The sequence below is a fragment of the Micromonospora sp. WMMC241 genome, assembly GCF_027460165.1.
In the GTDB taxonomy this organism is placed as follows: domain Bacteria; phylum Actinomycetota; class Actinomycetes; order Mycobacteriales; family Micromonosporaceae; genus Micromonospora; species Micromonospora humi.
Window position 1 is genome coordinate 6,404,936 of sequence record NZ_JAPZBF010000001.1, and the last position, 21,711, is coordinate 6,426,646.

At 72.8% G+C, this 21,711-nt stretch carries 19 protein-coding genes; 10 read left to right on the top strand and 9 right to left on the bottom strand.

Annotated features, from left to right (window positions below; translation table 11 throughout):
- Nucleotides 1-3 precede the first annotated feature (3 nt).
- The 3 genes from O7598_RS29205 to O7598_RS29215 all read right to left on the bottom strand — a co-directional run bounded on the left by O7598_RS29205 (nucleotide 4) and on the right by O7598_RS29215 (nucleotide 3,810).
- Nucleotides 4-381 (bottom strand): hypothetical protein, encoded by a 378-nt coding sequence (locus O7598_RS29205; RefSeq protein ID WP_269694397.1) that lies wholly within the window; start codon nucleotides 379-381, stop codon nucleotides 4-6.
- 106 nt (nucleotides 382-487) lie between these two features.
- Entirely contained in the window at nucleotides 488-3,079 is a 2,592-nt protein-coding gene (gene clpB, locus O7598_RS29210) for an ATP-dependent chaperone ClpB (protein ID WP_269694398.1), read from the bottom strand.
- Between the two features lie 86 nt (nucleotides 3,080-3,165).
- Nucleotides 3,166-3,810 (bottom strand): TetR/AcrR family transcriptional regulator, encoded by a 645-nt coding sequence (locus O7598_RS29215; RefSeq protein WP_269694399.1) that lies wholly within the window; start codon nucleotides 3,808-3,810, stop codon nucleotides 3,166-3,168.
- Nucleotides 3,811-3,892: 82 nt separating this feature from the next.
- Here O7598_RS29215 and O7598_RS29220 point away from each other — a divergent pair, with 82 nt between their 5' ends.
- On the top strand, nucleotides 3,893-5,020 hold the full coding sequence (locus O7598_RS29220; RefSeq protein ID WP_269694400.1) for an epoxide hydrolase family protein: 1,128 nt from the start codon (nucleotides 3,893-3,895) through the stop codon (nucleotides 5,018-5,020).
- Nucleotides 5,021-5,079: 59 nt separating this feature from the next.
- Here the strand turns inward: O7598_RS29220 and O7598_RS29225 are convergent, their stop codons facing one another.
- Nucleotides 5,080-5,283 carry a hypothetical protein gene (locus O7598_RS29225; RefSeq protein WP_269694401.1) on the bottom strand — a complete coding sequence of 68 codons (204 nt, stop codon included), beginning with the start codon at nucleotides 5,281-5,283 and terminating at the stop codon, nucleotides 5,080-5,082.
- Between the two features lie 105 nt (nucleotides 5,284-5,388).
- On the opposite strand from O7598_RS29225, the gene O7598_RS29230 reads away from it, so the two are divergent.
- From O7598_RS29230 to O7598_RS29240, 3 genes are all read left to right on the top strand, one after another.
- The gene (locus O7598_RS29230; RefSeq protein WP_269694402.1) at nucleotides 5,389-5,889 is read left to right on the top strand and encodes a cation:proton antiporter regulatory subunit; all 501 of its coding nucleotides are present in this window, start codon (nucleotides 5,389-5,391) and stop codon (nucleotides 5,887-5,889) included.
- A 5-nt stretch (nucleotides 5,890-5,894) separates the two neighbouring features.
- Complete coding sequence (locus O7598_RS29235; protein ID WP_269694403.1) at nucleotides 5,895-7,106, top strand: cation:proton antiporter; 1,212 nt, start codon at nucleotides 5,895-5,897, stop codon at nucleotides 7,104-7,106.
- 169 nt (nucleotides 7,107-7,275) lie between these two features.
- Nucleotides 7,276-7,704: a hypothetical protein gene (locus O7598_RS29240; RefSeq protein WP_091062119.1), complete on the top strand. Its 429-nt coding sequence runs from the start codon at nucleotides 7,276-7,278 to the stop codon at nucleotides 7,702-7,704.
- 625 nt (nucleotides 7,705-8,329) lie between these two features.
- Here the strand turns inward: O7598_RS29240 and O7598_RS29245 are convergent.
- From O7598_RS29245 to dnaK, 5 genes are all read right to left on the bottom strand, one after another.
- Nucleotides 8,330-8,536: a hypothetical protein gene (locus tag O7598_RS29245; protein ID WP_107158247.1), complete on the bottom strand. Its 207-nt coding sequence runs from the start codon at nucleotides 8,534-8,536 to the stop codon at nucleotides 8,330-8,332.
- 283 nt (nucleotides 8,537-8,819) lie between these two features.
- Complete coding sequence (locus O7598_RS29250; RefSeq protein ID WP_269694404.1) at nucleotides 8,820-9,260, bottom strand: heat shock protein transcriptional repressor HspR; 441 nt, start codon at nucleotides 9,258-9,260, stop codon at nucleotides 8,820-8,822.
- 24 nt (nucleotides 9,261-9,284) lie between these two features.
- Nucleotides 9,285-10,472 carry a molecular chaperone DnaJ gene (dnaJ, locus tag O7598_RS29255; protein ID WP_269694405.1) on the bottom strand — a complete coding sequence of 396 codons (1,188 nt, stop codon included), beginning with the start codon at nucleotides 10,470-10,472 and terminating at the stop codon, nucleotides 9,285-9,287.
- Between the two features lie 79 nt (nucleotides 10,473-10,551).
- The gene (grpE, locus tag O7598_RS29260) at nucleotides 10,552-11,304 is read right to left on the bottom strand and encodes a nucleotide exchange factor GrpE (RefSeq protein ID WP_269694406.1); all 753 of its coding nucleotides are present in this window, start codon (nucleotides 11,302-11,304) and stop codon (nucleotides 10,552-10,554) included.
- A 49-nt stretch (nucleotides 11,305-11,353) separates the two neighbouring features.
- A complete protein-coding gene (dnaK, locus tag O7598_RS29265) occupies nucleotides 11,354-13,231 on the bottom strand; it encodes a molecular chaperone DnaK (protein WP_269694407.1) in 1,878 nt (625 codons plus the stop codon).
- Nucleotides 13,232-13,442: 211 nt separating this feature from the next.
- Here dnaK and O7598_RS29270 point away from each other — a divergent pair, with 211 nt between their 5' ends.
- The 6 genes from O7598_RS29270 (at nucleotide 13,443) to O7598_RS29295 (ending at nucleotide 21,709) form a co-directional block, all read left to right on the top strand.
- Nucleotides 13,443-15,281 carry an ABC transporter gene (locus O7598_RS29270; RefSeq protein WP_269694408.1) on the top strand — a complete coding sequence of 613 codons (1,839 nt, stop codon included), beginning with the start codon at nucleotides 13,443-13,445 and terminating at the stop codon, nucleotides 15,279-15,281.
- Nucleotides 15,278-16,957, top strand: coding sequence for a GTPase (locus O7598_RS29275; protein ID WP_269694409.1), 1,680 nt, complete (start codon nucleotides 15,278-15,280; stop codon nucleotides 16,955-16,957). Before O7598_RS29270 ends, O7598_RS29275 begins: the two co-directional genes overlap by 4 nt.
- A 52-nt stretch (nucleotides 16,958-17,009) precedes the next feature.
- Nucleotides 17,010-18,236 (top strand): hypothetical protein, encoded by a 1,227-nt coding sequence (locus tag O7598_RS29280; protein WP_269694410.1) that lies wholly within the window; start codon nucleotides 17,010-17,012, stop codon nucleotides 18,234-18,236.
- A gap of 113 nt (nucleotides 18,237-18,349) precedes the next feature.
- A complete protein-coding gene (locus O7598_RS29285; RefSeq protein WP_269694411.1) occupies nucleotides 18,350-18,934 on the top strand; it encodes a hypothetical protein in 585 nt (194 codons plus the stop codon).
- Nucleotides 18,935-19,541: 607 nt separating this feature from the next.
- Nucleotides 19,542-20,720 carry a pyruvate dehydrogenase (acetyl-transferring) E1 component subunit alpha gene (gene pdhA, locus O7598_RS29290; RefSeq protein ID WP_269694412.1) on the top strand — a complete coding sequence of 393 codons (1,179 nt, stop codon included), beginning with the start codon at nucleotides 19,542-19,544 and terminating at the stop codon, nucleotides 20,718-20,720.
- Nucleotides 20,720-21,709, top strand: coding sequence for an alpha-ketoacid dehydrogenase subunit beta (locus O7598_RS29295; RefSeq protein ID WP_269694413.1), 990 nt, complete (start codon nucleotides 20,720-20,722; stop codon nucleotides 21,707-21,709). Before pdhA ends, O7598_RS29295 begins: the two co-directional genes overlap by 1 nt.
- Nucleotides 21,710-21,711 lie beyond the last annotated feature (2 nt).

Genomic DNA, 21,711 nt, shown 5'->3' on the forward strand with positions numbered 1-21,711 from the left:
CGGTCAGCCGCCGGCGAGGCGCTCGGCGGCGTACTCGCGCAGCGTCGTCCGACCCATCACGCAACCACTGAACGTGGTGAACTCGCCGTCGTCGCCGCGCAGCCGCTCCCAGGCGTCCCGCCCGGCGGCCGGGTCGACCGCCTCCAGCAACGTCGCCGCGTACGCCTTGCCGGCGGGCGTGCCGTCCCTGAGCAGCCGGTCGACCTTCTTCCGAGCCTGTTCCGGATGGTCGGCGAGCGCCCGCTCGACGTGCCGATACGCATCCGTGGCCGGCAGGATCTGGCCGGCGAACCCGACCCCGCCGAACGCCACCGTGTCCGCCCCGGCGAGTTCCCGCATCGCCGCGTCCAGCTCGCGATCCTTCTTCCCCAGCCCCAACATGCCCTCCTAGTGCCCGCCGCGGCCGACCCCGACGCTGTTGATCATGAAGTTGTTGCCGCCGGCACCGGCGTGTCGCGGCAACAACTTCATGATCGACGGACTGGGGTCAGGCGGGGGTGACCGTCAGGGACTCCTTCGTGTCCGCGAGGTCCACCCGGACGGTGTCGCCGTCGCGGATGTCGCCGGACAGCAGCGCCTTGGCGAGGCGGTCGCCGATGGCCGACTGCACCAGGCGGCGCAACGGCCGGGCACCGTAGATCGGGTCGTACCCGTGCTCGGCCAGCCAGGTCCGGGCGGGGTCGGTGATGTCCAGGCCCAGCCGGCGGTCGGCCAGCCGGCGCCGCAGCCGGTCGAGCTGGATGTCGACGATCGCCCGCAGGTCCTGGCCCTGGAGCGCGGCGAACACCACGATGTCGTCGAGCCGGTTGAGGAACTCCGGCTTGAAGTGCGACCGGACCGTCGCGAGCACACCCTCCCGCCGCTCCTCCTCGGTCAGCGTGAGGTCGCTGATCACCGACGAGCCGAGGTTCGAGGTGAGGATCAGGATCGCGTTGCGGAAGTCCACAGTGCGGCCCTGGCCGTCGGTGAGCCGGCCGTCGTCGAGCACCTGGAGCAGCACGTCGAAGACGTCCGGGTGGGCCTTCTCCACCTCGTCCAGCAGGATCACCGAGTACGGCCGGCGGCGCACCGCCTCGGTGAGCTGGCCGCCCTCCTCGTAGCCGACGTAACCGGGCGGGGCACCGACCAGCCGGGCCACCGAGTGCTTCTCGCCGTACTCGCTCATGTCGATGCGGACCATGGCCCGCTCGTCGTCGAAGAGGAACTCGGCGAGCGCCTTGGCCAGCTCGGTCTTGCCGACACCGGTCGGGCCCAGGAAGAGGAAGCTGCCGGTCGGGCGGTCCGGGTCGGCGACGCCGGCGCGGGCGCGGCGGACCGCGTCGGAGACCGCGCCGACCGCCTCGGCCTGGCCGACCACCCGGGAGCCGAGCGAGTCCTCCATCCGCAGCAGCTTGGCGGTCTCACCCTCCAGCAGCCGACCGGCCGGGATGCCGGTCCAGGAGGCGACCACTGCCGCGATGTCGTCGGCGCCGACCTCCTCCTTGAGCATCGCGCCGTCGGCCTGGAGCCGGGCCAGCTCCTCCTCGGCCTGCTTCAGCTCACCCTGGAGCGCGGGGATCCGGCCGTACCGCAGCTCGGCGGCGCGTTCCAGCTCGCCGTCCCGCTCGGCCCGCTCGGCCTCACCGCCGAGGCGCTCCAGCTCCTCCTTGGCGGTGGAGAGCTTGGTGATGTGGCTCTTCTCGGTCTGCCAGCGCTCGGAGAGCGCGGTGAGCTGCTCACGCTTGTCGGCCAGCTCCTTGCGCAGCCGCTCCAGGCGCTCGGCGGAGGCGGCGTCGGGCTCCTTGGCCAGCGCCATCTCCTCGATCTCCAGCCGGCGCACCGCCCGCTCGATCTCGTCCACCTCCACCGGCCGCGAGTCGATCTCCATGCGCAGCCGGGACGCGGACTCGTCGACCAGGTCGATGGCCTTGTCCGGCAGGAACCGGTCGGTGATGTAGCGGTCGGACAGCGCGGCGGCGGCGACGAGCGCGGCGTCGGTGATCCGTACGCCGTGGTGCACCTCGTAGCGCTCCTTGAGCCCGCGCAGGATGCCGATGGTGTCCTCGATGGTCGGCTCGCCGACCAGCACCGGCTGGAACCGGCGCTCCAGCGCCGGGTCCTTCTCGATGTGCTCGCGGTATTCGTCGAGCGTGGTCGCGCCGACCATCCGCAGCTCGCCACGGGCCAGCATCGGCTTGAGCATGTTGCCGGCGTCCATCGAGCCTTCGCCCTTGCCGGCGCCGACCACGGTGTGCAGCTCGTCGAGGAACGTGATGACCTGCCCGTCGGAGTTCTTGATCTCCTCCAGGACGGACTTCAGCCGCTCCTCGAACTGCCCGCGGTAGGACGCGCCGGCGACCATGGCGCCGAGGTCGAGCGAGACCAGCTTCTTGTCCCGCAGCGACTCCGGCACGTCGCCGGCCACGATCCGCTGGGCCAGGCCCTCGACGATGGCGGTCTTGCCGACGCCCGGCTCGCCGATCAGCACCGGGTTGTTCTTGGTGCGCCGGGACAGCACCTGGATCACCCGGCGGATCTCCGAGTCCCGGCCGATCACCGGGTCGATCTTGCCGTCGCGGGCGCTCGCGGTGAGGTCGACGCCGTACTTGGCCAGCGCCTGGTAGGTCTGCTCCGGGTCGGCAGTGGTGACCCGCCGGTCGCCGCCGCGGACGGTCGGGAACGCCGCGACCAAGTTCTCCTCGGTGGCGCCGGAGTTCTTCAGCGCGACCGAGACCGCGCCGCCGACCCGGGCCAGCCCGGCCAGCAGGTGCTCGGTGGAGGTGTATTCGTCGCCCAGCGGCCGGGCGATCTGCTCGGCGGCGCCGATGGCGTTGACGAACTCGCGGGCCAGGGTCGGCTCGGCGAGGCTGGAGCCGCGCGCGGCGGGCAGCGCGTCGACCGAGCGCAGCGCGACCCGGCGCAGCTCGGCGGGGTCGGCCCCGACGGCGCGCAGCAGGCCCGCGGCGGTCGAGCCGTCGGTGTCCAGCAGTGACAGCAGCAGGTGCCAGGGCTCCACGGTGGCGTGACCGCGCTGGTTCGCCAGCGCGACGGCACCGGTGATGGTCTCGCGGCTCTTGGTGGTGAGACGTTCCGTGTTCATGGGCTCCCCCGGGATCGGCGTGTCCACTGGGAACGACACAACCAGACTTGAGTCTATTCCGCTCAACTCCAGCGGTGTGACCCGAGTCACTTACCTGTCGATCGCCACCGCCAGTCGAGCTCTCCGGCGGCCGGCGGCGGCCCGGGCAGGGGTGGCCCCGGGGCGGCCAGGCCGGCCAGCAGCACCGCGAGATGGCGGCGACGCAATTCCCGGGTCCGGTCCGGATCGGGTACGCGAATCGCCGCGCACCCCTCCAGCAGCAGTCCGACGTCCTGCGTCACCGCGTCCGGTCGGAGGCGCCCGGCGTCTCGCGCCCGCCCGACGAGCCCGTCGACCAACTCGTTCGCCCGCACCGCGGCCCGGCCCATCTCCTCGGTCGGGGTGAAGGTGCCGGCCAGGTGCACGGTCAGCGAGTGCACGTCGGCGTCGACGACCCGCTCCAGGAAGCCGGCGAGCGCGGCCCAGTCGTCCGACTCGGCGGCGGCCTCCTCGGCTGCCGCGACGAACCGGAGCAGCCCGTCGTGGCAGAGCTTGCGCAGCAGGTCCTCCTTGCCGGCGTACCGCCGGTAGAGGGCGCTGATGCCGACGCCGGCCCGCTCGGCGACGGCGGCGATGGGCGCCTTCGGGTCGTCCAGGAAGACCGCGCGGGCGGCGGCCAGGATCGTGGCGTCGTTGCGCGCCGCCTGCGCGCGACGGCCGGCCAGCGGCGGGTTCTCGGTCGGGTTCGGCATGCGTCGACGATACCAGTGGAACGGATCGTTCCGCTCTGCTACTGTGAAACGGAACGAAGCATTCCGTTCTGAAGGAGCCGTCATGTCTCTCCGCCCGTTCCGCGTCGAGGTCCCCCAGCACGCCCTCGACGACCTCGCCGACCGGCTCGACCGGACCATCTGGCCGAACGAGCTGCCCGACGGCGGCACTGCCTACGGAATGCCGACCGACCGGGTGCGCACCCTGGCGACCTACTGGCGGGAGAAGTTCGACTGGCGGGCGGTTGAGGCCCGACTGAACGCCCACCCACAGTTCGTCACCGAGATCGACGGCGAGGAGATCCACTTCCTGCACGTCCGGTCGTCCCGGGCGGACGCCACCCCGCTGGTGCTCACCCACGGCTGGCCCGGCTCCGTGGTCGAGTACCTGGACGTGATCACCCCGCTCACCGAGCCGACCGACCCGGACGCGCCCGCGTTCCACCTGGTGATCCCGTCGCTGCCCGGCTTCGGCTTCTCCGGCCCGACCCGCAGCGCCGGCTGGAACCGCTTCCGCACCGCCCGGGCCTGGGCCGAGCTGATGGCCCGTCTCGGCTACGACAGGTATGGCGCGGTCGGCAACGACGCCGGCTCGATGGTCTCGCCCGAGCTGGGCCGGCTCGGCCCCGACCACGTGCTCGGCGTGCACGTCACCCAGCTCTTCTCGTTCCCGTCCGGCGACCCGGCGGAGTTCGAGGAGCTGACCGAGGCCGACCAGGCCGCGTTGCGGCACCTCCAGTGGTTCTACGACAACAAGTTCTCCTTCAACCAGGTGCAGAGCCAGCAGCCGCAGACCCTCGCGTTCGCGCTGGCCGACTCGCCGGTCGGCCTGCTCGCCTGGAACGCCCAACTGCTCGACGAGAGCCTCGACCCGGACTTCGTCCTGGCCCACGTGGCGATCTACTGGTTCACCGGCACCGCCGCCTCGGCGATGCGGTTCTACTGGGAGGACGCGCACGCCGCCGAGCAGCCGACCGGGCCGACGACGGCGCCGACCGCGCTGGCGATGTTCCCCGGCGACTTCCAGTCCATCCGCCGGTTCGCCGACCGCGATCACACCAACATCGTCAGCTGGCACGCCTTCCAGGCCGGGCCCGGGCAGCCCGGTGGCGTCGGCGGGCACTACGCCGCGCACGAGGCGACCGACGTGCTGGTCGGCGACATCCGGCAGTTCTTCGCCGGGCTCCGCTGACCGGCCCGGTGTCTGGGTGCACCTGTTGTCGCTGGGGCGACGACAGGTGCACCCAGTCGTCAGCGACTTCGGCGTCCGGGGAGGCGTGCGGCGCAGGGCGTCACGTGGTCGGCGCGCAGCACGCAGCGCCGGCCGCCGTCGAGCTTGCGGTCGCAGAACACCCAGTGGCGTACGCACTGGTCGTCCTCGGCCGAGACGGTGATCCCGCCCAACTCGACCACGGCGAGGAAACCCAGCGACTGGCCGGCCGTGCGACCGAGCATCCTGGCCCGGGCCAGGTCGGAGCCGGAGCCCGAATCGACGGGAGTCTCCGGGAGGTGACGCGGCCCGCCGACCACCACGTGCCCGGCAGAGGTAGCCTCACCCGCGTGCGAGTACGTGTCGAACAGACCGCCTTACCCGGGATCGGCGTACGTCATGACCTCATGACGGAATCCGGCCGCCGGCTCGGCGTGGTCTCCCACCGCAATGGCCGCCGCGACCTGGTCCTCTACGACCCGGACGATCCCGACTCCTGTCAGCACGACATACCGCTGACCGACGACGAGGCGGAGGCGCTCGCCGACATCCTCGGCGCGTCGCTGATGCTGGGTCAGCTCTCCGGCCTGCGCGAGCAGGCCGCCGGGCTGCTGACCGAGCAGATCGTGATCCCGGCCGGCTCCAAGTACGTCGGTCGGCGGCTCGGCGACACCAAGGCACGCACCCGGACCAGCGCGTCGATCGTGGCCGTGCTGCGTCAGGGCGAGGTCAACGTCTCGCCCGACCCCACCTTCCGGTTCGAATCCGGCGACGTGATCGTCGTGGTCGGCACCCGTCAGGGTCTCGACGGCGTGACAGCGATCCTCGCCGAGACCGATCCGGACGGCTGACGCGTATGCACGAAACCACCATCCTGCTCATCGAGGTCGGGGCGCTGCTGCTCCTGCTCGGCCTGCTGGGCCGGCTGAGCCGTCGTGTCGGCGTCTCGCCCATCCCGCTCTACCTCCTCGCCGGCCTCGCGTTCGGCCACGGTGGCCTGCTGCCGCTGAACGCCAGCGAGGAGTTCTTCGCCGTCGGGGCGGAGATCGGCGTGATTCTGCTGCTGGTCATGCTCGGCCTGGAATACAGCGCCAACGAACTGGTGGGCAACCTCCGGTCGGCGGCGCCGGCCGGACTGATCGACGCGGTGTTCAACGCGCTGCCCGGTTTCGCCTTCGCGCTGCTGCTCGGCTGGGGCTGGGTGGCCGCCGTGGTGCTCGCCGGCGTCACCTGGGTGTCGTCCTCGGGCGTGATCGCCAAGGTGCTCGGCGACCTGGGCCGGGTCGGTAACCGGGAGACCCCGGTGATCCTCTCCGTCCTGGTGATCGAGGACCTGGCGATGGCCCTCTACCTGCCGCTGGTCACCGCGCTGCTCGCCGGGGTCGGCCTGGTGAAGGGCGGATTCGCGCTCGCCGTCGCGGTGCTCACCGTGGTCGTGGTGCTGGCCGTGGCGATCCGGTACGGCCACCTGATCTCCACCGCGCTCTCCGCCAAGGATCCGGAGGCGCTCCTGCTCGGGGTGCTCGGCCTGACCCTGCTGGTCGCCGGCCTCGCGGCGAAGCTCCAGGTCTCCGCCGCGGTCGGCGCGTTCCTGGTCGGCATCGCGCTGTCCGGCCCGGTCGCGCACCACGCCACCCAGTTGCTCTCGCCGCTGCGGGACCTCTTCGCCGCGGTCTTCTTCGTGTTCTTCGGGTTGGTCACCAACCCGCTGGACATGCCGCCGGTGCTGCTGCCCGCGCTGCTGCTGGCCGTGGTGACCATGGCGACGAAGGTCGCCACCGGCTACCTGGCCGCCCGTCGGGCCGGGATCGCCGAGCCCGGCCGCTGGCGGGCCGGCCTGGCGCTCACCCCGCGCGGCGAGTTCTCCATCGTCATCGCCGGGCTGGCCGTCTCGGCCATCTACCCGGTGGAGCCCAAGCTGGCCGCGCTCGCCACGGCGTACGTGCTGATCACGGTGGTGACCGGGCCGCTGCTCGCCCGGCTGCCGGACACGCCGTGGTTCAAGCAGTGGCTGCGCCAGCGCGCCGCCGCCACCCGGGCCGCGGCCCAGGTACGGGTGGGCGACTGACCTCGGCCGGGCCGGAGTCGCGACTCAGCGGCCCGGCCCGGCCAACGGTTGTCAAATTGATCCCGGGAAGGTCTACCACTGCTCCGCCCAACCGCGTTAACGTGTCGCCCCAGCAGGCAGCATCTGCGGGTGGCCAGCGCCCCCGCCAGCGATTGCGGAAGGTCGGCCGGTGAGCGTGCAGGAAGAGACGTTCCACGGCTTCGCCAACCCGGTCGACCCCTCGCCCGCCGAGCTGCGGGCCTGGGCCTACCAGCCGGACTCGGTGCCGCTGACCTCCATGCCGCCGGACTGGGACCTGCTGGTCGCCGGTGACCACCTGGTCCAGACGCTGTTCGACCTGGCCATGGACCAGAACTGCCCGGCCCGCCGGTTCGCGCTGCACTGCCTCTACATCTACGCCGCCGACGGCATCCGGACGAACTTCCGGGCGCACCCGAAACGGCGCTTCCGGAAGCTGGTCGAGCACGCCGAGCGGGCCGGCGACGACCTGATGCGCAACTGGGCGCACAACAGCCGGGTGCTGCTCGCCCGCCCCGACCTCTTCGTCTACCGGGACTGGTGCGAGGGCGGCCTGGTCCGCGAGAACCGCCGCCTCTAGCCCTGCTCTGCCCTGCCGATCTTGGACTTGTGGCGCCCAAAACATCCCCTTTGCGGCGATGAACGAGGTGCCACAACTCCAAGATCGACGCTGAGGGCGGGCGGCCCGCGCCCCCGAAGCGGTGATCATGAAGTTGACCGCCTTGTCGATCTCCACCCGATGCCGCCAGGTTCATGATCGACCCGCTCCCACCACTCGGCCGCCCACCCGAGCACTCCTCGGGCTTGATCAAGGAGTTTGCGGCGCCCTGGAGATCGACTCCGACAGAAAGTCCTTGATCAACCGGCTGGCGTGCGCTTCCACCTGGTCAGGCTTCGGGCGTCAGCGGGGTGGGGGGTGGTCGTGCGGGCTGCGCGGGGAGGTGAGAGCTGCGTCGCGGGGCGTCGTGTCGGGGGCGCCTCCTTTGAGCGGGTCGTCCGACGGTCGGGGGAACCTCATGAGCACACGACACACCCATGCCGCTCCACCCACGGCCGAAGTGGGGCCCGAGTGGAACGCGGTGGGTGCCGGCCCGGCCCTGACACACCCATGCCGTTCCGCTCGTGGGCAGGGTGGGCGGCCGCACGACATGGCGAACGGGCCGGGACCCCCCGTGGGTCCCGGCCCGCACGTCGGCGGATCGTCGTCAGGTCGATCCGCCCTGCTTCTTCCGGCGCTCGTCGTCCCTGGCCCGGTCCACTCCGTGGTCGGTCTGGTCGGCGAACCGCCCTTCCTTGACCTTGTCGCTGAAGCGGCCCTCGGTCACCCGGTCGAACCGCTCCTTGACGTTCTCGGCCACCTTCTCCAGCCGTTCTTCCGCCCGTTCCGCTACTTTCTTCGCCGGTTCCGCCATGGCTCCCCCCGCCAGCCCGGATTCCGTTTCGGGGCATTTATCCCTGATCGAAAGCGTAGTGGAACCCGCGCCGCCGCACTCCCACTTTCCGCAACCTCCGCGCGGACCGACACGGGTGGACGGCCCCGGATCTCAGCGGCCCGGGAGACACCCGTGGCGTGTGAGGCCCGGCAGCAGCGGGGGCGGAAGCGGCCCGAGAGCCGCTACAAGGAAGGCAGAAGGCCGGCACGGGCCCCGGGACAGTGGGGCGCGTGCCGGCCTTCAGCGGAGCGAGCCGCGAGCGTCAGCGGTCGGGGGCGCGGCGCGGACGCCAGACGACGAGCGCGGTGGAGGTGCGGTTGGTCGGCACGAGGTCGCCGCGGGCGAAGCCGCCCAGCGACTCCAGCTCGGTGATCCGCCGGTATGCGGCGTCCAGTTCCGCCTCCAGCCGGGCCACTCGCTGCTGCGCCTCCTCCAGCAGCCGCTCCAGCCCGATGATCCGCTTCACCCCGGCAAGGTTGATCCCGTCGTCCTGGCTGAGGCGCTGCACCTCGCGGAGCAGCACCACGTCCCGGACGCTGTACCGCCGGCCGCCACCGGCCGCCCGGCCGGCCTGCACCAGGCCCAACCGGTCGTACTGGCGCAGCGTCTGGGGGTGCATGCCCGCCATCCGCGCGGCCACCGAGATCATCAAGATCTTGGCCTCGTAGGCCGGGTCACCCGACCCGACGTACTCCTCCGACATGCCCGCTCACCTCCGCTGCCGCCGTCAACTGAATCGACGTACCCGCGCTTCGAGATGTTCCCGCGCGGCGGGCGGGGTCTGCGCCGCGAAGGTCTCCAGCGCCGCCCGCGCCTCGTCCGACACCGTCGCCGGGACCACCACGTCCAGCGTGACCAGCAGGTCACCGGCGCGGCCGTCCTTGCGTACGACGCCCTTGCCCCGGGCCCGCAGCACCCGTCCGGCGGGAGTACCCGGTGGCACCCGCAGCGTCACGGTGCCGTCCAGGGTCGGGACCCGCAGGTCGGTGCCGAGCACGGCCTCGGCGTACGTGATCGGGACGTTCAGGGTGAGATCGTCCCCGGTGCGCCCGAACAGCTCGTCCGGGCGGACCTTCACGTGCACGAACAGATCCCCGGCCGGGCCGCCCCGCTCACCGGGCTCACCCCGACCCGCCAGGCGGATCCGCTGCCCGTCGGCCACCCCGGCCGGGAAGCGCACGGTCAACGTGCGGGTCTTGGTGACCCCGCCGGTGCCGTGGCACTCCGGGCACTTCTCCTCGACGATCGTGCCGACGCCCTGACAGTTGCGGCACGGCTCGGAGAAGCTGAACGACCCCTGGTTGCGGGTGGTGACCCCGGCGCCGTGGCAGACCGGGCAGGAGACCGGCTGGGTGCCCGGCTTCGCGCCGTTGCCGTGGCAGGTGTCGCAGACCCCGGGCGCGCGCAGGGTCAGCGGCAGCGTGACGCCGCGGACCGCGTCGGAGAAGTCGAGCGCCACCTCGGCCTCGACGTCCCGGCCGCGGGCCGGGCCGCGCGGACGGGCCGCGCCTCCACCGCCACCGCCGGAGAAGATCGTGCTGAACAGGTCGGTGAAGCCACCGCCGCCGAACCGGTTGTCGGCGCCGCCGGCGCCACCGCCGCCGAACAGGTCGGAGACGTCGAACGGCGCGCCGCCGGGCTGGCCCGCGCCGCGGGCGCCGCGCCGGAAGGCCCCCGAGCCGAAGAGCGACCGCATCTCGTCGTACTCGCGCCGCTTCTTCTCGTCGCCGAGCACCGCGTACGCCTCGGAGACGGTCTTGAACCGCTCCTCGGCCCCGGTGTCGCCGGGGTTGTGGTCCGGGTGCGACTCCCGGGCCAATTTTCGGTACGACTTCTTGATGTCGTCCGAGGAGGCGGACTTGTCCACGCCCAACGCGGCGTAGTAGTCCTTCTCGATCCAGTCCTTGGAACTCACCGGTCCACCCCCTTCCACGGGTCGAATCCCGGTCGTCCCGCCCGCCCGACAGGGGCGGGCGGGACGTCACGGGTCGGCACTACTCCGGGTCCGCGACCGCGACCAGGGCCGGCCGCAGCAGCCGCTCACCGAGCTGGTAGCCCCGGCGCATGACCTGCACGCAGGTCGGTTCGGTCACGTCGGCGGAGGTCTGGTGGGCCACCGCCTCGTGCCGGGTCGGGTCGAACGGGTCGCCCTGCTCGCCGAAGGCGGTCAGGCCGAACTTGCCCAGCGCCCCGGTGAGCTGCTCGGCCACGCTGCCGAACGGGCCCACCAGGTCACCGTGCTCGCGAGCCCGGTCCAGGTCGTCGAGGATCGGCAGCAGCGCGGTGAGCACCCCGCCGGTGGCCTGCTCCTGGACCAGGTTGCGGTCGCGGTCGACACGCTTGCGGTAGTTGGCGTACTCCGCCGAGACCCGCTGGAGGTCGCGGGTGCGCTCCTCCAGGTCGGAGCGGAGCGACTCCAGCTCGGCCCCGAGCGGGGCCGTCGTGCCACCGCTCTCCCCGCTCGGCTCGGCGGGCGAGTCGACCACCGGCGGCCCGGAGACCTCGGCCTCGCCGACGATCTCGTCGACCACGACCTCGGCCTCCTCGACCAGCCCCTCGGCGGGCGCGTCGGCGGCGGCGTCGGCGGCCGAGGCGTCGTTCGCGGGTTCCTCGGTCACCTTGCCGAGCTTTCGCTTGTCGCGGATGACGACCCGCGGCTCGTCGCCGGTGTCCTTGCCGGCGCCCGCGGAGCCACCCGGCGCCGACCCGGTGGAGCCCGGGTCGGCCGCTCGTGGCTTGTCCGTCATGCGGTTACCTCATCCCTCTGCCGTGCGAGTCGTGTCCGGGGACCGAAGGTCACTTCTTGTCCTCGTCCACGATCTCCGCGTCGACCACGTCGTCGGCGCCGCCGGCCTGCGGGCCACCGGTCGCACCGGCGCCGGCACCCGGCCCGGCCGCACCGGCGCCCGGAGCGCCCTGGGCACCCGGCTCGCCCTCCTGCTGCTGGGCGTAGAGCAGCGAACCGGCCTGCTGGGAGACCTGGGCCAGCTTCTCGTGCGCGGCCTTGATCTTGTCGATGTCCTGCCCGCCGAGGGCGCTGCGCAGCTCGCCGAGCGCCTCGTTGAGCTGGTCACGGTTCTCACCCGGCAGCTTGTCGCCGCTCTCGGCGAGGAACTTCTCGGTCTGCCACTGGAGCGCCTCGGCGACGTTGCGGGTCTCCGCCTCCTCGCGGCGACGCTTGTCCTCGTCGGCGTGCTCCTCGGCGTCCCGGCGCATGCGCTCGATGTCGTCCTTCGGCAGCGAGGAGCCGCCGGTGATCGTCATCTTCTGCTCCTTGCCGGTGCCCAGGTCCTTGGCGTGCACGTTCACGATGCCGTTGGCGTCGATGTCGAACGTGACCTCGATCTGCGGCACGCCGCGCGGCGCCGGCGGGAGGCCGGTCAGCTCGAAGGTGCCGAGCTTCTTGTTGTAGGCCGCGATCTCCCGCTCGCCCTGGAACACCTGGATCAGCACCGACGGCTGGTTGTCGTCGGCCGTGGTGAAGACCTCGGAGCGCTTGGTCGGGATGGTGGTGTTGCGCTCGATGAGCTTGGTGAAGATGCCGCCCTTGGTCTCGATGCCCAGGCTCAGCGGGGTCACGTCGAGCAGCAGGACGTCCTTGACCTCGCCCTTGAGCACGCCGGCCTGGAGGGCGGCGCCGACGGCGACGACCTCGTCCGGGTTGACGCCCTTGTTCGGGTCGCGGCCGGTGAGCTGCTTGACCAGGTCGGTGACGGCCGGCATCCGGGTGGAACCGCCGACCAGGATGACGTGGTCGACGTCGGAGACCTTGATCCCGGCGTCCTTGACGGCCTGCTCGAACGGGCCCTTGCAGCGGTCCAGCAGGTCCTGCGTCATGCGCTGGAACTCGGCGCGGCTCAGCGTCACGTCGAGGTGCAGCGGGCCGGCCGAGCCGGCGGTGATGTACGGCAGGTTGATGTTGCTGGTGGTGGCCGCGGACAGCTCGATCTTGGCCTTCTCGGCCGCCTCCTTGAGCCGCTGCATGGCCATCTTGTCCTGCGAGAGGTCGATGCCGTGCTCGCCGCGGAACGTCTTCACCAGGTGGTCGATGATCCGCTGGTCCCAGTCGTCGCCGCCGAGCTGGTTGTCACCGCTCGTCGACTTGACCTCGACCACGCCCTCGGCCAGCTCCAGCAGCGACACGTCGAAGGTGCCGCCACCGAGGTCGAAGACCAGGACGGTCTGCTCCTTGGAGCCCTTGTCCAGGCCGTACGCCAGGGCGGCCGCGGTCGGCTCGTTCACGATCCGCAGCACGTTGAAGCCGGCGATCTCGCCGGCCTCCTTGGTGGCCTGGCGCTGGCCGTCGTTGAAGTAGGCCGGGACGGTGATCACCGCGTCGGCGATCTGCTCGCCCAGGTACGCCTCGGCGTCCCGCTTGAGCTTCATCAGCGTCCGGGCCGAGATCTCCTGCGGGGTGTACTTCTTGCCGTCGATGTCGACGGTCCAGTTGGTGCCGATCTCCCGCTTGACCGAGCGGATGGTCCGGTCGGGGTTGGTCACCGCCTGGCGCTTGGCGACCTCACCGACGAGCACCTCGCCGTTGCGGGCGAACGCGACGATCGAGGGAGTCGTCCGCGAGCCCTCGGCGTTGGCGATGACGGTGGGCTCACCGCCCTCGAGAACGCTGACGCAGGAGTTCGTCGTGCCGAGGTCGATGCCGACCGCACGTGCCATGTTCGCTTCCTCGCTTCGTAACGGGTGAGCAGGTCAGACGACCTGCCAGGCGGGTCGCCCGGAAGGCGGCCGCACCACAAGTTGAGTGAACTTGACTCAATAGTGCCACGCCCTCGGCAAACCGCAAGTCGAGGTTGAGTCGACTCGGCGCAACCTGACCGTTATTACCGTCCGGTTGTCTTACCTTGCGTCGGTCGGGCACGCTTTAGCGGTGACGACGCATGGCGATCCCGCCACCCGTGCCGGCGCGCCCGCCGTCGCAGCCCGCACCGGAACCACCCACGGCGAGAACCAGCAGGCCGGAGACGCCGCCGGTCTGCCCGCCGCGCTCGCCGGCCTGCGGTCCGCGATCGACGCGGCTCGCTTCCCGCTGACGCTGCCGTCGGCCGAGTCGGCCCGGCAGGCGGCCCGCAGCCTGACCGACCAGCTCGACGACTACCTGCTGCCGCGCCTGGCCCGGCTCGACGCCCCGCTGCTCGTGGTGGTCGGCGGCTCGACCGGCGCCGGCAAGTCGACGTTGGTCAACAGCCTGGTCCAGGCGCGGGTCAGCGCGGCGGGTGTGCTCCGCCCGACCACCCGCTCCCCGGTGCTGGTCTGCAACCCCGCCGACGCGGCCTGGTTCCGCCAGGGCGAGCTGCTGCCCGGCCTGACCCGCACCACCGACCCGAGCGAGCACCCCGGCACCCTGCAACTGGTCACCGCCCCGGCACTGCCGCCCGGCCTGGCCTTCCTCGACGCCCCCGACATCGACTCGGTGGTCGACGCCAACCGGGCGCTCGCCGGGCAGCTGCTCGCCGCCGCCGACCTCTGGCTGTTCGTCACCACCGCCGCGCGCTACGCCGACGCCGTCCCGTGGGAGCTGCTGCGCAGCGCCCGGGCCCGGGGTACGGCCGTGGCCATGGTGCTCGACCGGGTCCCGCCCGAGGCGGCCGACGAGATTGCCGCCCACCTGTCGCAGATGCTGGCGAGCCAGGAGCTGGGCGCCGCGCCGCTGTTCGTGCTGCCGGAGACGTGGGTGGACGGGCAGGGGCTGCTGCCCGACCGGATGACCGCCCCGCTGAGCGGATGGTTCGCCCGGCTCGCCGGCGACGCGGAGGCCCGCTCGGCGGTGGTCCGGCAGACCCTCGACGGCGCGCTGGCCGCCCTGCACCCGGTGGTCGAGGCGCTGGCCGACGCCGCCGACGAGCAGGTGGCCTCCGCCGAGGCGCTCGACGAGCGGGTCCGGGCCGCCTACCGGGGCGCGGAGCGCACCGTCGACCAGGGGCTCAAGGACGGCCGGCTGCTCCGCGGCGAGGTGCTGGCCCGCTGGCAGGAGTTCATCGGCACCGGCGACTTCTTCCGCGGCCTGGAGGCGCGGATCGGGCGGCTGCGCGACCGGGTGGTCGCGGCGGTCACCGGGCGACCCGCCCCGGCCGCCGAGCTGCGTACGGCTATCGAGTCCCAACTGGTCACGCTGCTGCGCGGGGTGGCCGCCGAGGCGGCGGAGAACGCGTACACCGGGTGGAAGGCGCACCCGGCGGGCGCGGCGCTGCTCGAACCGGAGCTGGCGCACGCCTCGGCCGACCTGCCCGCGCGCGCTGAGCAACTGGTCCGCGACTGGCAGCGCGGGGTGCTGGAGCTGGTCCGCGTCGAGGGTGCCGACCGCCGTTTCGTGGCCCGCACGGCCGCGTATGCGGTCAACGCCACCGGCCTGGCCGTCATGATCGGCGTCTTCGCCTCCACCGCCTTCATCCCCACCGGGCTGGAGGTCGCCGCGGGCACCGGCACCGCGGTCGCCGGCCAGACCGTGCTCCAGGCCATCTTCGGCGACCAGGCGGTGCGGAACCTGTCCCGCAAGGCGCGGGTCGACCTGCTCGACCGGGTCGGCGCGTTGATGGCCGAGGAGGCCGCCCGTTTCCTGGCCCGCACCGAGGCCGCCCGCCCGGCCGCCGACGCCGGCGAGACGCTGCGCCGGGCCGCCGTGACTGTCGAACGGGCCCGGCACCGCAGCGGTCTGTCCACGGCCGACGCCGCAATGCCCACCACCGAACAGGACGGTCTCCGCCCATGACGAACATCGTGGGACGGGTACGCGAGGCGTTCCGGGCCGACCAGCGGGTCGACCCGGACGTCCTGATCGCGCGCCTGGAGGCGGTCCAGCGGTTCCTCCGCGCGGTGGACGGCCAGGTGCCCGACGCCCAACTGGTGGCCGGGCACACGGTGGTCGAGCGGGCCGGCGACCGGCTGGCCCTCTCCGGCCGCCACACTCTCGTCGCGCTCGCGGGCGCGACCGGGAGCGGCAAGTCGAGTCTGTTCAACGCGCTCGCCCGGATGGACCTCTCCCCGGTCGGCGTACGCCGTCCGACCACCGGGGTGGCCCACGCCTGCGTGTGGGGTCCGCTCGACGGCGCGGTCCGGCTGCTCGACTGGGTAGGCGTGCTTCCCCGGCACCGTTTCGTCCGGGAAAGCCCGCTGGACGGCGACGACGAGTCCACCCTGCACGGCCTCGTCCTGCTGGACCTGCCCGACTTCGACTCGGTGCAGCACCACCACCGGCTGGAGGTCGACCGGCTGCTCGGCCTGGTCGACCTCGTGGTCTGGGTGGTCGACCCGCAGAAGTACGCCGACCGCGTGATCCACACCAGCTACCTGCGCGAGTTCCACCGGCACAAGGACGTGACCGTGGTGGTGCTCAACCAGGCCGACCGGTTGCACCCGACCGAGCTGCCCACGGTCCTCGACGACCTGCGCCGGCTGCTCGACGCCGACGGGCTGGGCGGGGTGCCGGTGCTGCCCACCGTGGCGACGGACCCGGCCGGGCTGGCCGGGCTGCGGGCCGAGTTGGAGAAGACGGTCGCCGAACGGCAGGCGGCCCTGCGCCGGCTCTCCGGGGACGTGGACGCCGTGGTGGCCGATCTGGAACCGCTGGTCGGGCCGGAGCCGCCGCGCACCCGGCCCGGTGACGCCTCGGCCCAGGAGCTCACCCGGGCGCTCGCCGGGGCGGCCGGCGTGCCGACCGTCGCGCAGGCGGTCGAGGGCGCGTACCGGCACCGGGCGGTGAGCAGCACCGGCTGGCCGCTGGTGCGGAGCTGGCGGAAGCTGCGCCCGGATCCGCTGCGCCGGCTGCACCTGCCGGGGCGTGAGCCGGACGCGCCGGCGGAGAGCCTGATCTCGGCCACCTCCGTACCCGATCCGACCGCTGCACAGCGTTCGTCGCTGCACCTGGCCATCCGGGCGGTGGCCGACCGGTCCAGCACCGACCTGCCGGCACCCTGGCCGACCGCGGTGACCACCGCGGCCCGGTCCCGGCTGACCGACCTGCCGGGCGCGCTCGACCACGCCGTCGCCGCCACCGATCTCGGCATGGACCGGCGGCCCGCGTGGTGGCGGGTGGTCGGCGGGATCCAGTGGCTGGTCACCCTCGCCGCGCTGGGCGGTCTGCTCTGGCTGGTCCTGGGCTACGCGCTGCGCTTCCTCGGCCTGCCACCGCTGGAGCACCCGAGGCTCGGCGAGGTGCCCTGGCCCACCGTGCTGCTGCTGGGCGGCCTGTTGGCCGGGTTGCTGGTCGCGGCGCTGACCCGGCCGGTGGTGGGCTGGGCGGCCCGGCGGGCCCGGCGTCGCGCTGAGCAGCGCCTGCTCACCTCCGTGGGCAGCGTCGGCGAGAAGTACGTGCTGGATCCGGTCTGGGCGGTGCTGGCGCGCTACGGCGCGGCGCGGGACGCGCTGCGGGAGGCCGAGCGGCGCTGAACCCGGCGCGCTGACCGGTGTGGTGGCCCGGAGCGCGGCGTAGGGTCGGTGCATGGCCACGCCACAGACCCCTTACGACGCGGTGCTGCACGCCGCGCGCGACGTGACGAGGCTCGACTCCGCGCTGGACGCGGAGATGCTCGGCGCCGCGCTGCTGGGCAGCGTCTACGCCGTCGCCGAGCACGACCGGGAGCAGGCCGTCCGCGAGTTCGTGGCCGGCTTCCTGGCCGCCACGTCCCGCCGGCGCAGCGCCGCCGCGACCACCATCCGCGCCGTCTTCGCCAGCCTGGTTCCGGACGCCGCGGGCGCCGCCCGGGTCCGGCCCGGCGCGCACGCCCCGGCGTGGGCCGGGCAGCTCGGCCGGGTGCGCCTCACCGGCACCTGGGCCTACGGCGACGTGTACGGCGACCAGACCTCCTACCTCGCCACGTTCGCCTACGACGACGAGGAGCAGGGCGGGCCGGAGCACGCCCTGGTGGCTCTCGTCGACCACAACATCGGCATCACCAAGGACGTGTTCGTCGGCGGTCCGGCGGGCCGGATCGTCGAGCAGGCCCGGGAGATCTGCACCGAGGACGAGCTGACCTGGTTCCGCACCGAGGACCCGGCGCGGATGCGCGCCGAGGTGAGCCGTCATCTGGCGGTGACCGACGACCTCGGCGAGCTGCCCGCCCAGGGTTCGCTCGCGACCGACCGGGCGCTGGTGGGCGCCCGGCTGGCCGCGCTGCCCGGGCCGGCCCCGTCGGCCGGCCCGAGCGGCACGCCGCCGCCCACCGACGAGGAACGGACCCGGCTGGTACGCGCCTTCCTCGACGCGCCCGAGGCCACCCGGTTCGGCCTGCCCGAGGTGGCCGACGGCGAGCTGGCCTCCCTGCACTTCTGCCTGGGCCTGCTGCTGGACCACGCGGCGAGCTTCCCGGACGCCGATCCGATGCGGTGGAGCCCGATGGTGGCCGAGCTGTTCCTGCTCGACTGGGTGCACCGCCGCGCCGTGCTGGACATGGACGACGCCGCGATGCTGCCCCGGGTGCTGCGCGCCTGGGCGGCGTACGCGGCCCGGCAGCGGGGGCTGTCGCAGGCCGCCGCCGACCGGACGGACGAGGCGATCACCGAGATGGTCCCGGAGTTCGCCCGGCTCTACAGCACCGGTGAGCGACGCAGCCCGGCCACCGCGGCGGTGGCGCAGCTGATGGCGGACGGGGTGGACCCGGACGACCCGGAGGCGCTGAACGCCTGGATCGAGGCGAACCGGCACCGCCTCACCGACGACCCCGCCTGATCCCCTCGCCGCCGGTCCGCGCGAAGGGGTGCCGCGAGGCGGCCTACGGACCTGATGACGAAAACGGATCGGACGCGGGGCTGGTCGGCGTCGCGGAGCGGGTCGGCTTCGACGTGGCGGTGGGACCGGCGCTGGGGCTCGGCTCCGGCGTCTCGCCCGGCGGCGTGGTGGTCGGTTCCGGACCGCCGCTCGGGCTCGGCTCCGATGTGCTGGTGGACGGATCCGGCGTCGTCGAGGGGTCGGACGGGTTCGGTGTGGCGGAGGTGACGGTCGGCTCCGGGGCCGGGCTCGGGTCGGGAGACGGCGAGGGCGACGGGGACGGCGAGGGTGACGGCGACTGTCGGGGCGGACGGGGCGACGGCCGGGTGGGCGGGGGTGCCGGGGCCGGCACGACGGACGGCCGGGACCGGTGGCCGGAACCCGGGTCGCTGCCGTCGGGCAGGGACGGTGCGGCCGGGAGCAGCGGGCGCGGGGGCGCGGTGGTGGTGACGCCGACCGCCGGCGTGGGTGCGGGTGGCACCGGGCCCTGGGTGGTCTGGGGCAGCGGGATGACCACCGGCCCGACCGAGGGGGTCGGGATGAACCGGGTGCCCGCGTCGGGCAGTGCGCTGTTGCCCACGGAGGCCGAGCCGGTGCTGATCGCGGCGAGGATCGGCATCGACGCGGTGCCGGCGAGCAACGCCACGGTCAGCAGGTAGCCGCGACTCGGTCCGCCGGCGCCGGGGGCGCGGTGCGCGCCGACGACCCGCCGGTAGCGGGCGGGCGTCGCCCGATGCCGACCGAGGAAGGGAGCACCGGGAGGACCCTCTGGCTCGGACACCGGCACACTCCTCGTACGTGTCGACGGGGCGGACGAGTACGCGCGAATAACGGACAAATGCCGCGCAATGACTACCGGTCAGCTTGACCCAGTGACGCTCAGTTCACCAGCCACGACGGCGTGTCGACACACAATTTGTCCGACCGTCCGTCGCGGCCTATCCGACAAAAGCGTCCAGGCACCCACGAACCCGATGGAACCTCACCGGTGGGGGAGGCCATACTGTGGGCCCGCTCACCTCCTCTGCAATCATTCAGGCACGACGGCAACGCAGCCGACACCTCCGCGCACCCCGCGGCTGGTGCGGAACGGCGCCGGCGCTCCCGGGCCTGGGTCCCCGACGGACCCCGGCTCACGCCGCGCGGCAACCCTCACCGGGGCTATGGCGCGGCCGCCAGGGACCGACCCGGCACCTGCCGGGCGGGCGCACGACGTGCGCGGCTCGGGTCACCCCCGGCGCGGCGCAGACAGACAGGGAGAGACGGATGGCAAAGGGCGACCCCGGGGGCGCCACCCGCAGCAAGCGGGCCGCACCCCGTACCAGGCGCGCCGCCGCGACCGGCGAACCGGAACTCGTACAGCTGCTCACCCCGGAGGGCGAGCGGATCGAGACCGCGCTCGGTCCGGACGGGACCGAGTACCGCGTCGACTTCACCGACGACGAGTACCGCGGGCTCTACCGGGACCTCGTCCTGGTCCGCAAGCTCGACGCCGAGGCGACCGCCCTGCAACGACAGGGCGAGCTGGGCCTGTGGGCCAGCCTGCTGGGCCAGGAGGCCGCGCAGGTGGGCTCCGGCCGGGCGCTGCGCGCGCAGGACATGGCCTTCCCGACCTACCGGGAGCACGGCGTGCTCTACTGCCGGGGCATCGACCCGATCATGCCGCTCGGCCTGTTCCGCGGCGTCGACCAGGGCGGATGGGACCCGAACGAGTTCAAGTTCAACATGTACACGATCGTGATCGGGGCGCAGACCCTGCACGCGACCGGGTACGCCATGGGCGTCGCGATGGACGGGAAGACAGGCGGCGAGGACGGCGAGGCGGTGATCGCCTACTTCGGCGACGGTGCCACCAGCCAGGGCGACGTCAACGAGTCGTTCGTCTGGGCCAGCGTGTTCAACGCCCCGCTGGTCTTCTTCTGCCAGAACAACCAGTACGCCATCTCGGAGCCGCTGGAGCGGCAGACCCGCGTCCCGCTCTACCGGCGCGCCGGCGGGTTCGGCTTCCCCGGCGTCCGGGTGGACGGCAACGACGTGCTCGCCTCGTACGCGGTGACCCGGCACGCGCTGGACACCGCGCGCAACGGCCAGGGCCCGTCGCTGATCGAGGCGTACACCTACCGGATGGGCGCGCACACCACCTCCGACGACCCGACGCGTTACCGGATCGCCAGCGAGGTCGAGGCCTGGCAGGCCAAGGACCCGATCGCCCGGATGAAGGCGTTCCTGCTCAAGCAGCAGATCGTCGACGAGTCGTTCTTCGCCGAGGTCGACGAGCAGGCCCGCGCCGAGTCGGTGCACCTGCGCGAGCGGGTGCTCAACATGCCCGACCCGCAGCCGGTCAGCATGTTCGACCACGCCTACCCGCACGGGTCGCCGGAGCTGGACGAGCAGCGGGCCCGGTTCGCGCAGTACATGGAGTCGTTCGAGGGGAGCGCGCACTGATGGCCACGGAGACGCTCACCCTCGGCAAGGCGCTCAACACCGGCCTGCGGCGGGCCCTGGAGAACGACCCGAAGGTCGTCATCATGGGCGAGGACGTCGGCAAGCTCGGCGGCGTGTTCCGCATCACCGACGGCCTGCAGAAGGACTTCGGCGACCAGCGGGTGATCGACACCCCGCTGGCCGAGTCCGGCATCATCGGCACCGCGGTCGGCCTGGCCATCCGGGGCTTCCGGCCGGTCTGCGAGATCCAGTTCGACGGCTTCGTCTACCCGGCGTACGACCAGATCGTGTCGCAGGTGGCGAAGATGCACTACCGCTCGCAGGGCAAGGTGCGGATCCCGATGGTGATCCGGATCCCCTACGGCGGTGGCATCGGCGCGGTCGAGCACCACTCCGAGTCGCCCGAGGCCTACTTCGCGCACACCGCCGGCCTGAAGGTGGTGACCTGCGCGAACCCGCAGGACGCGTACGTGATGATCCAGCAGGCGATCGCGTCGGACGACCCGATCGTGTTCCTGGAGCCGAAGCGGCGCTACTGGGAGAAGGGTCCGGTCGACCTGGACGCCCCGCTCGCGGACGCGTACCCGCTGCACTCCGCGCGGGTCGCGCGGTCCGGCACGGACGCCACCGTGCTGGCCTACGGCCCGATGGTGCGCACCGCGCTGGACGCGGCCACCGCCGCCGCCGAGGACGGCCGGGAGCTGGAGGTCATCGACCTGCGCACGCTCTCGCCGCTGGACCTGACCGCCGCGTACGAGTCGGTGAAGCGCACCGGCCGCTGCGTGGTCGTGCACGAGGCCCCGGGCAACCTGGGCCTCGGCTCGGAGGTCGCGGCCCGGATCACCGAGGAGTGCTTCTACTCCCTGGAGTCCCCGGTGCTGCGGGTGACCGGCTACGACATCCCCTACCCGGCCGCCCGGGTGGAGGAGGAGTACCTGCCCGACCTCGACCGGGTGCTCGACGCCGTCGACCGCACCTTCGGCTGGTGAGC

Bases quoted from the DNA above. Each gene is read 5' to 3' on its own strand.
- O7598_RS29205 (WP_269694397.1), bottom strand. From the start codon at position 381: ATGTTGGGGCTGGGGAAGAAGGATCGCGAGCTGGACGCGGCGATGCGG.
- clpB (WP_269694398.1), bottom strand. From the start codon at position 3,079: ATGAACACGGAACGTCTCACCACCAAGAGCCGCGAGACCATCACCGGT.
- O7598_RS29295 (WP_269694413.1), top strand. From the start codon at position 20,720: ATGGCCACGGAGACGCTCACCCTCGGCAAGGCGCTCAACACCGGCCTG.
- grpE (WP_269694406.1), bottom strand. From the start codon at position 11,304: ATGACGGACAAGCCACGAGCGGCCGACCCGGGCTCCACCGGGTCGGCG.
- O7598_RS29225 (WP_269694401.1), bottom strand. From the start codon at position 5,283: ATGCTCGGTCGCACGGCCGGCCAGTCGCTGGGTTTCCTCGCCGTGGTC.
- O7598_RS29250 (WP_269694404.1), bottom strand. From the start codon at position 9,260: ATGTCGGAGGAGTACGTCGGGTCGGGTGACCCGGCCTACGAGGCCAAG.
- O7598_RS29220 (WP_269694400.1), top strand. From the start codon at position 3,893: ATGTCTCTCCGCCCGTTCCGCGTCGAGGTCCCCCAGCACGCCCTCGAC.
- O7598_RS29280 (WP_269694410.1), top strand. From the start codon at position 17,010: ATGGCCACGCCACAGACCCCTTACGACGCGGTGCTGCACGCCGCGCGC.
- pdhA (WP_269694412.1), top strand. From the start codon at position 19,542: ATGGCAAAGGGCGACCCCGGGGGCGCCACCCGCAGCAAGCGGGCCGCA.
- O7598_RS29275 (WP_269694409.1), top strand. From the start codon at position 15,278: ATGACGAACATCGTGGGACGGGTACGCGAGGCGTTCCGGGCCGACCAG.
- O7598_RS29215 (WP_269694399.1), bottom strand. From the start codon at position 3,810: ATGCCGAACCCGACCGAGAACCCGCCGCTGGCCGGCCGTCGCGCGCAG.
- dnaK (WP_269694407.1), bottom strand. From the start codon at position 13,231: ATGGCACGTGCGGTCGGCATCGACCTCGGCACGACGAACTCCTGCGTC.
- O7598_RS29245 (WP_107158247.1), bottom strand. From the start codon at position 8,536: ATGGCGGAACCGGCGAAGAAAGTAGCGGAACGGGCGGAAGAACGGCTG.
- O7598_RS29235 (WP_269694403.1), top strand. From the start codon at position 5,895: ATGCACGAAACCACCATCCTGCTCATCGAGGTCGGGGCGCTGCTGCTC.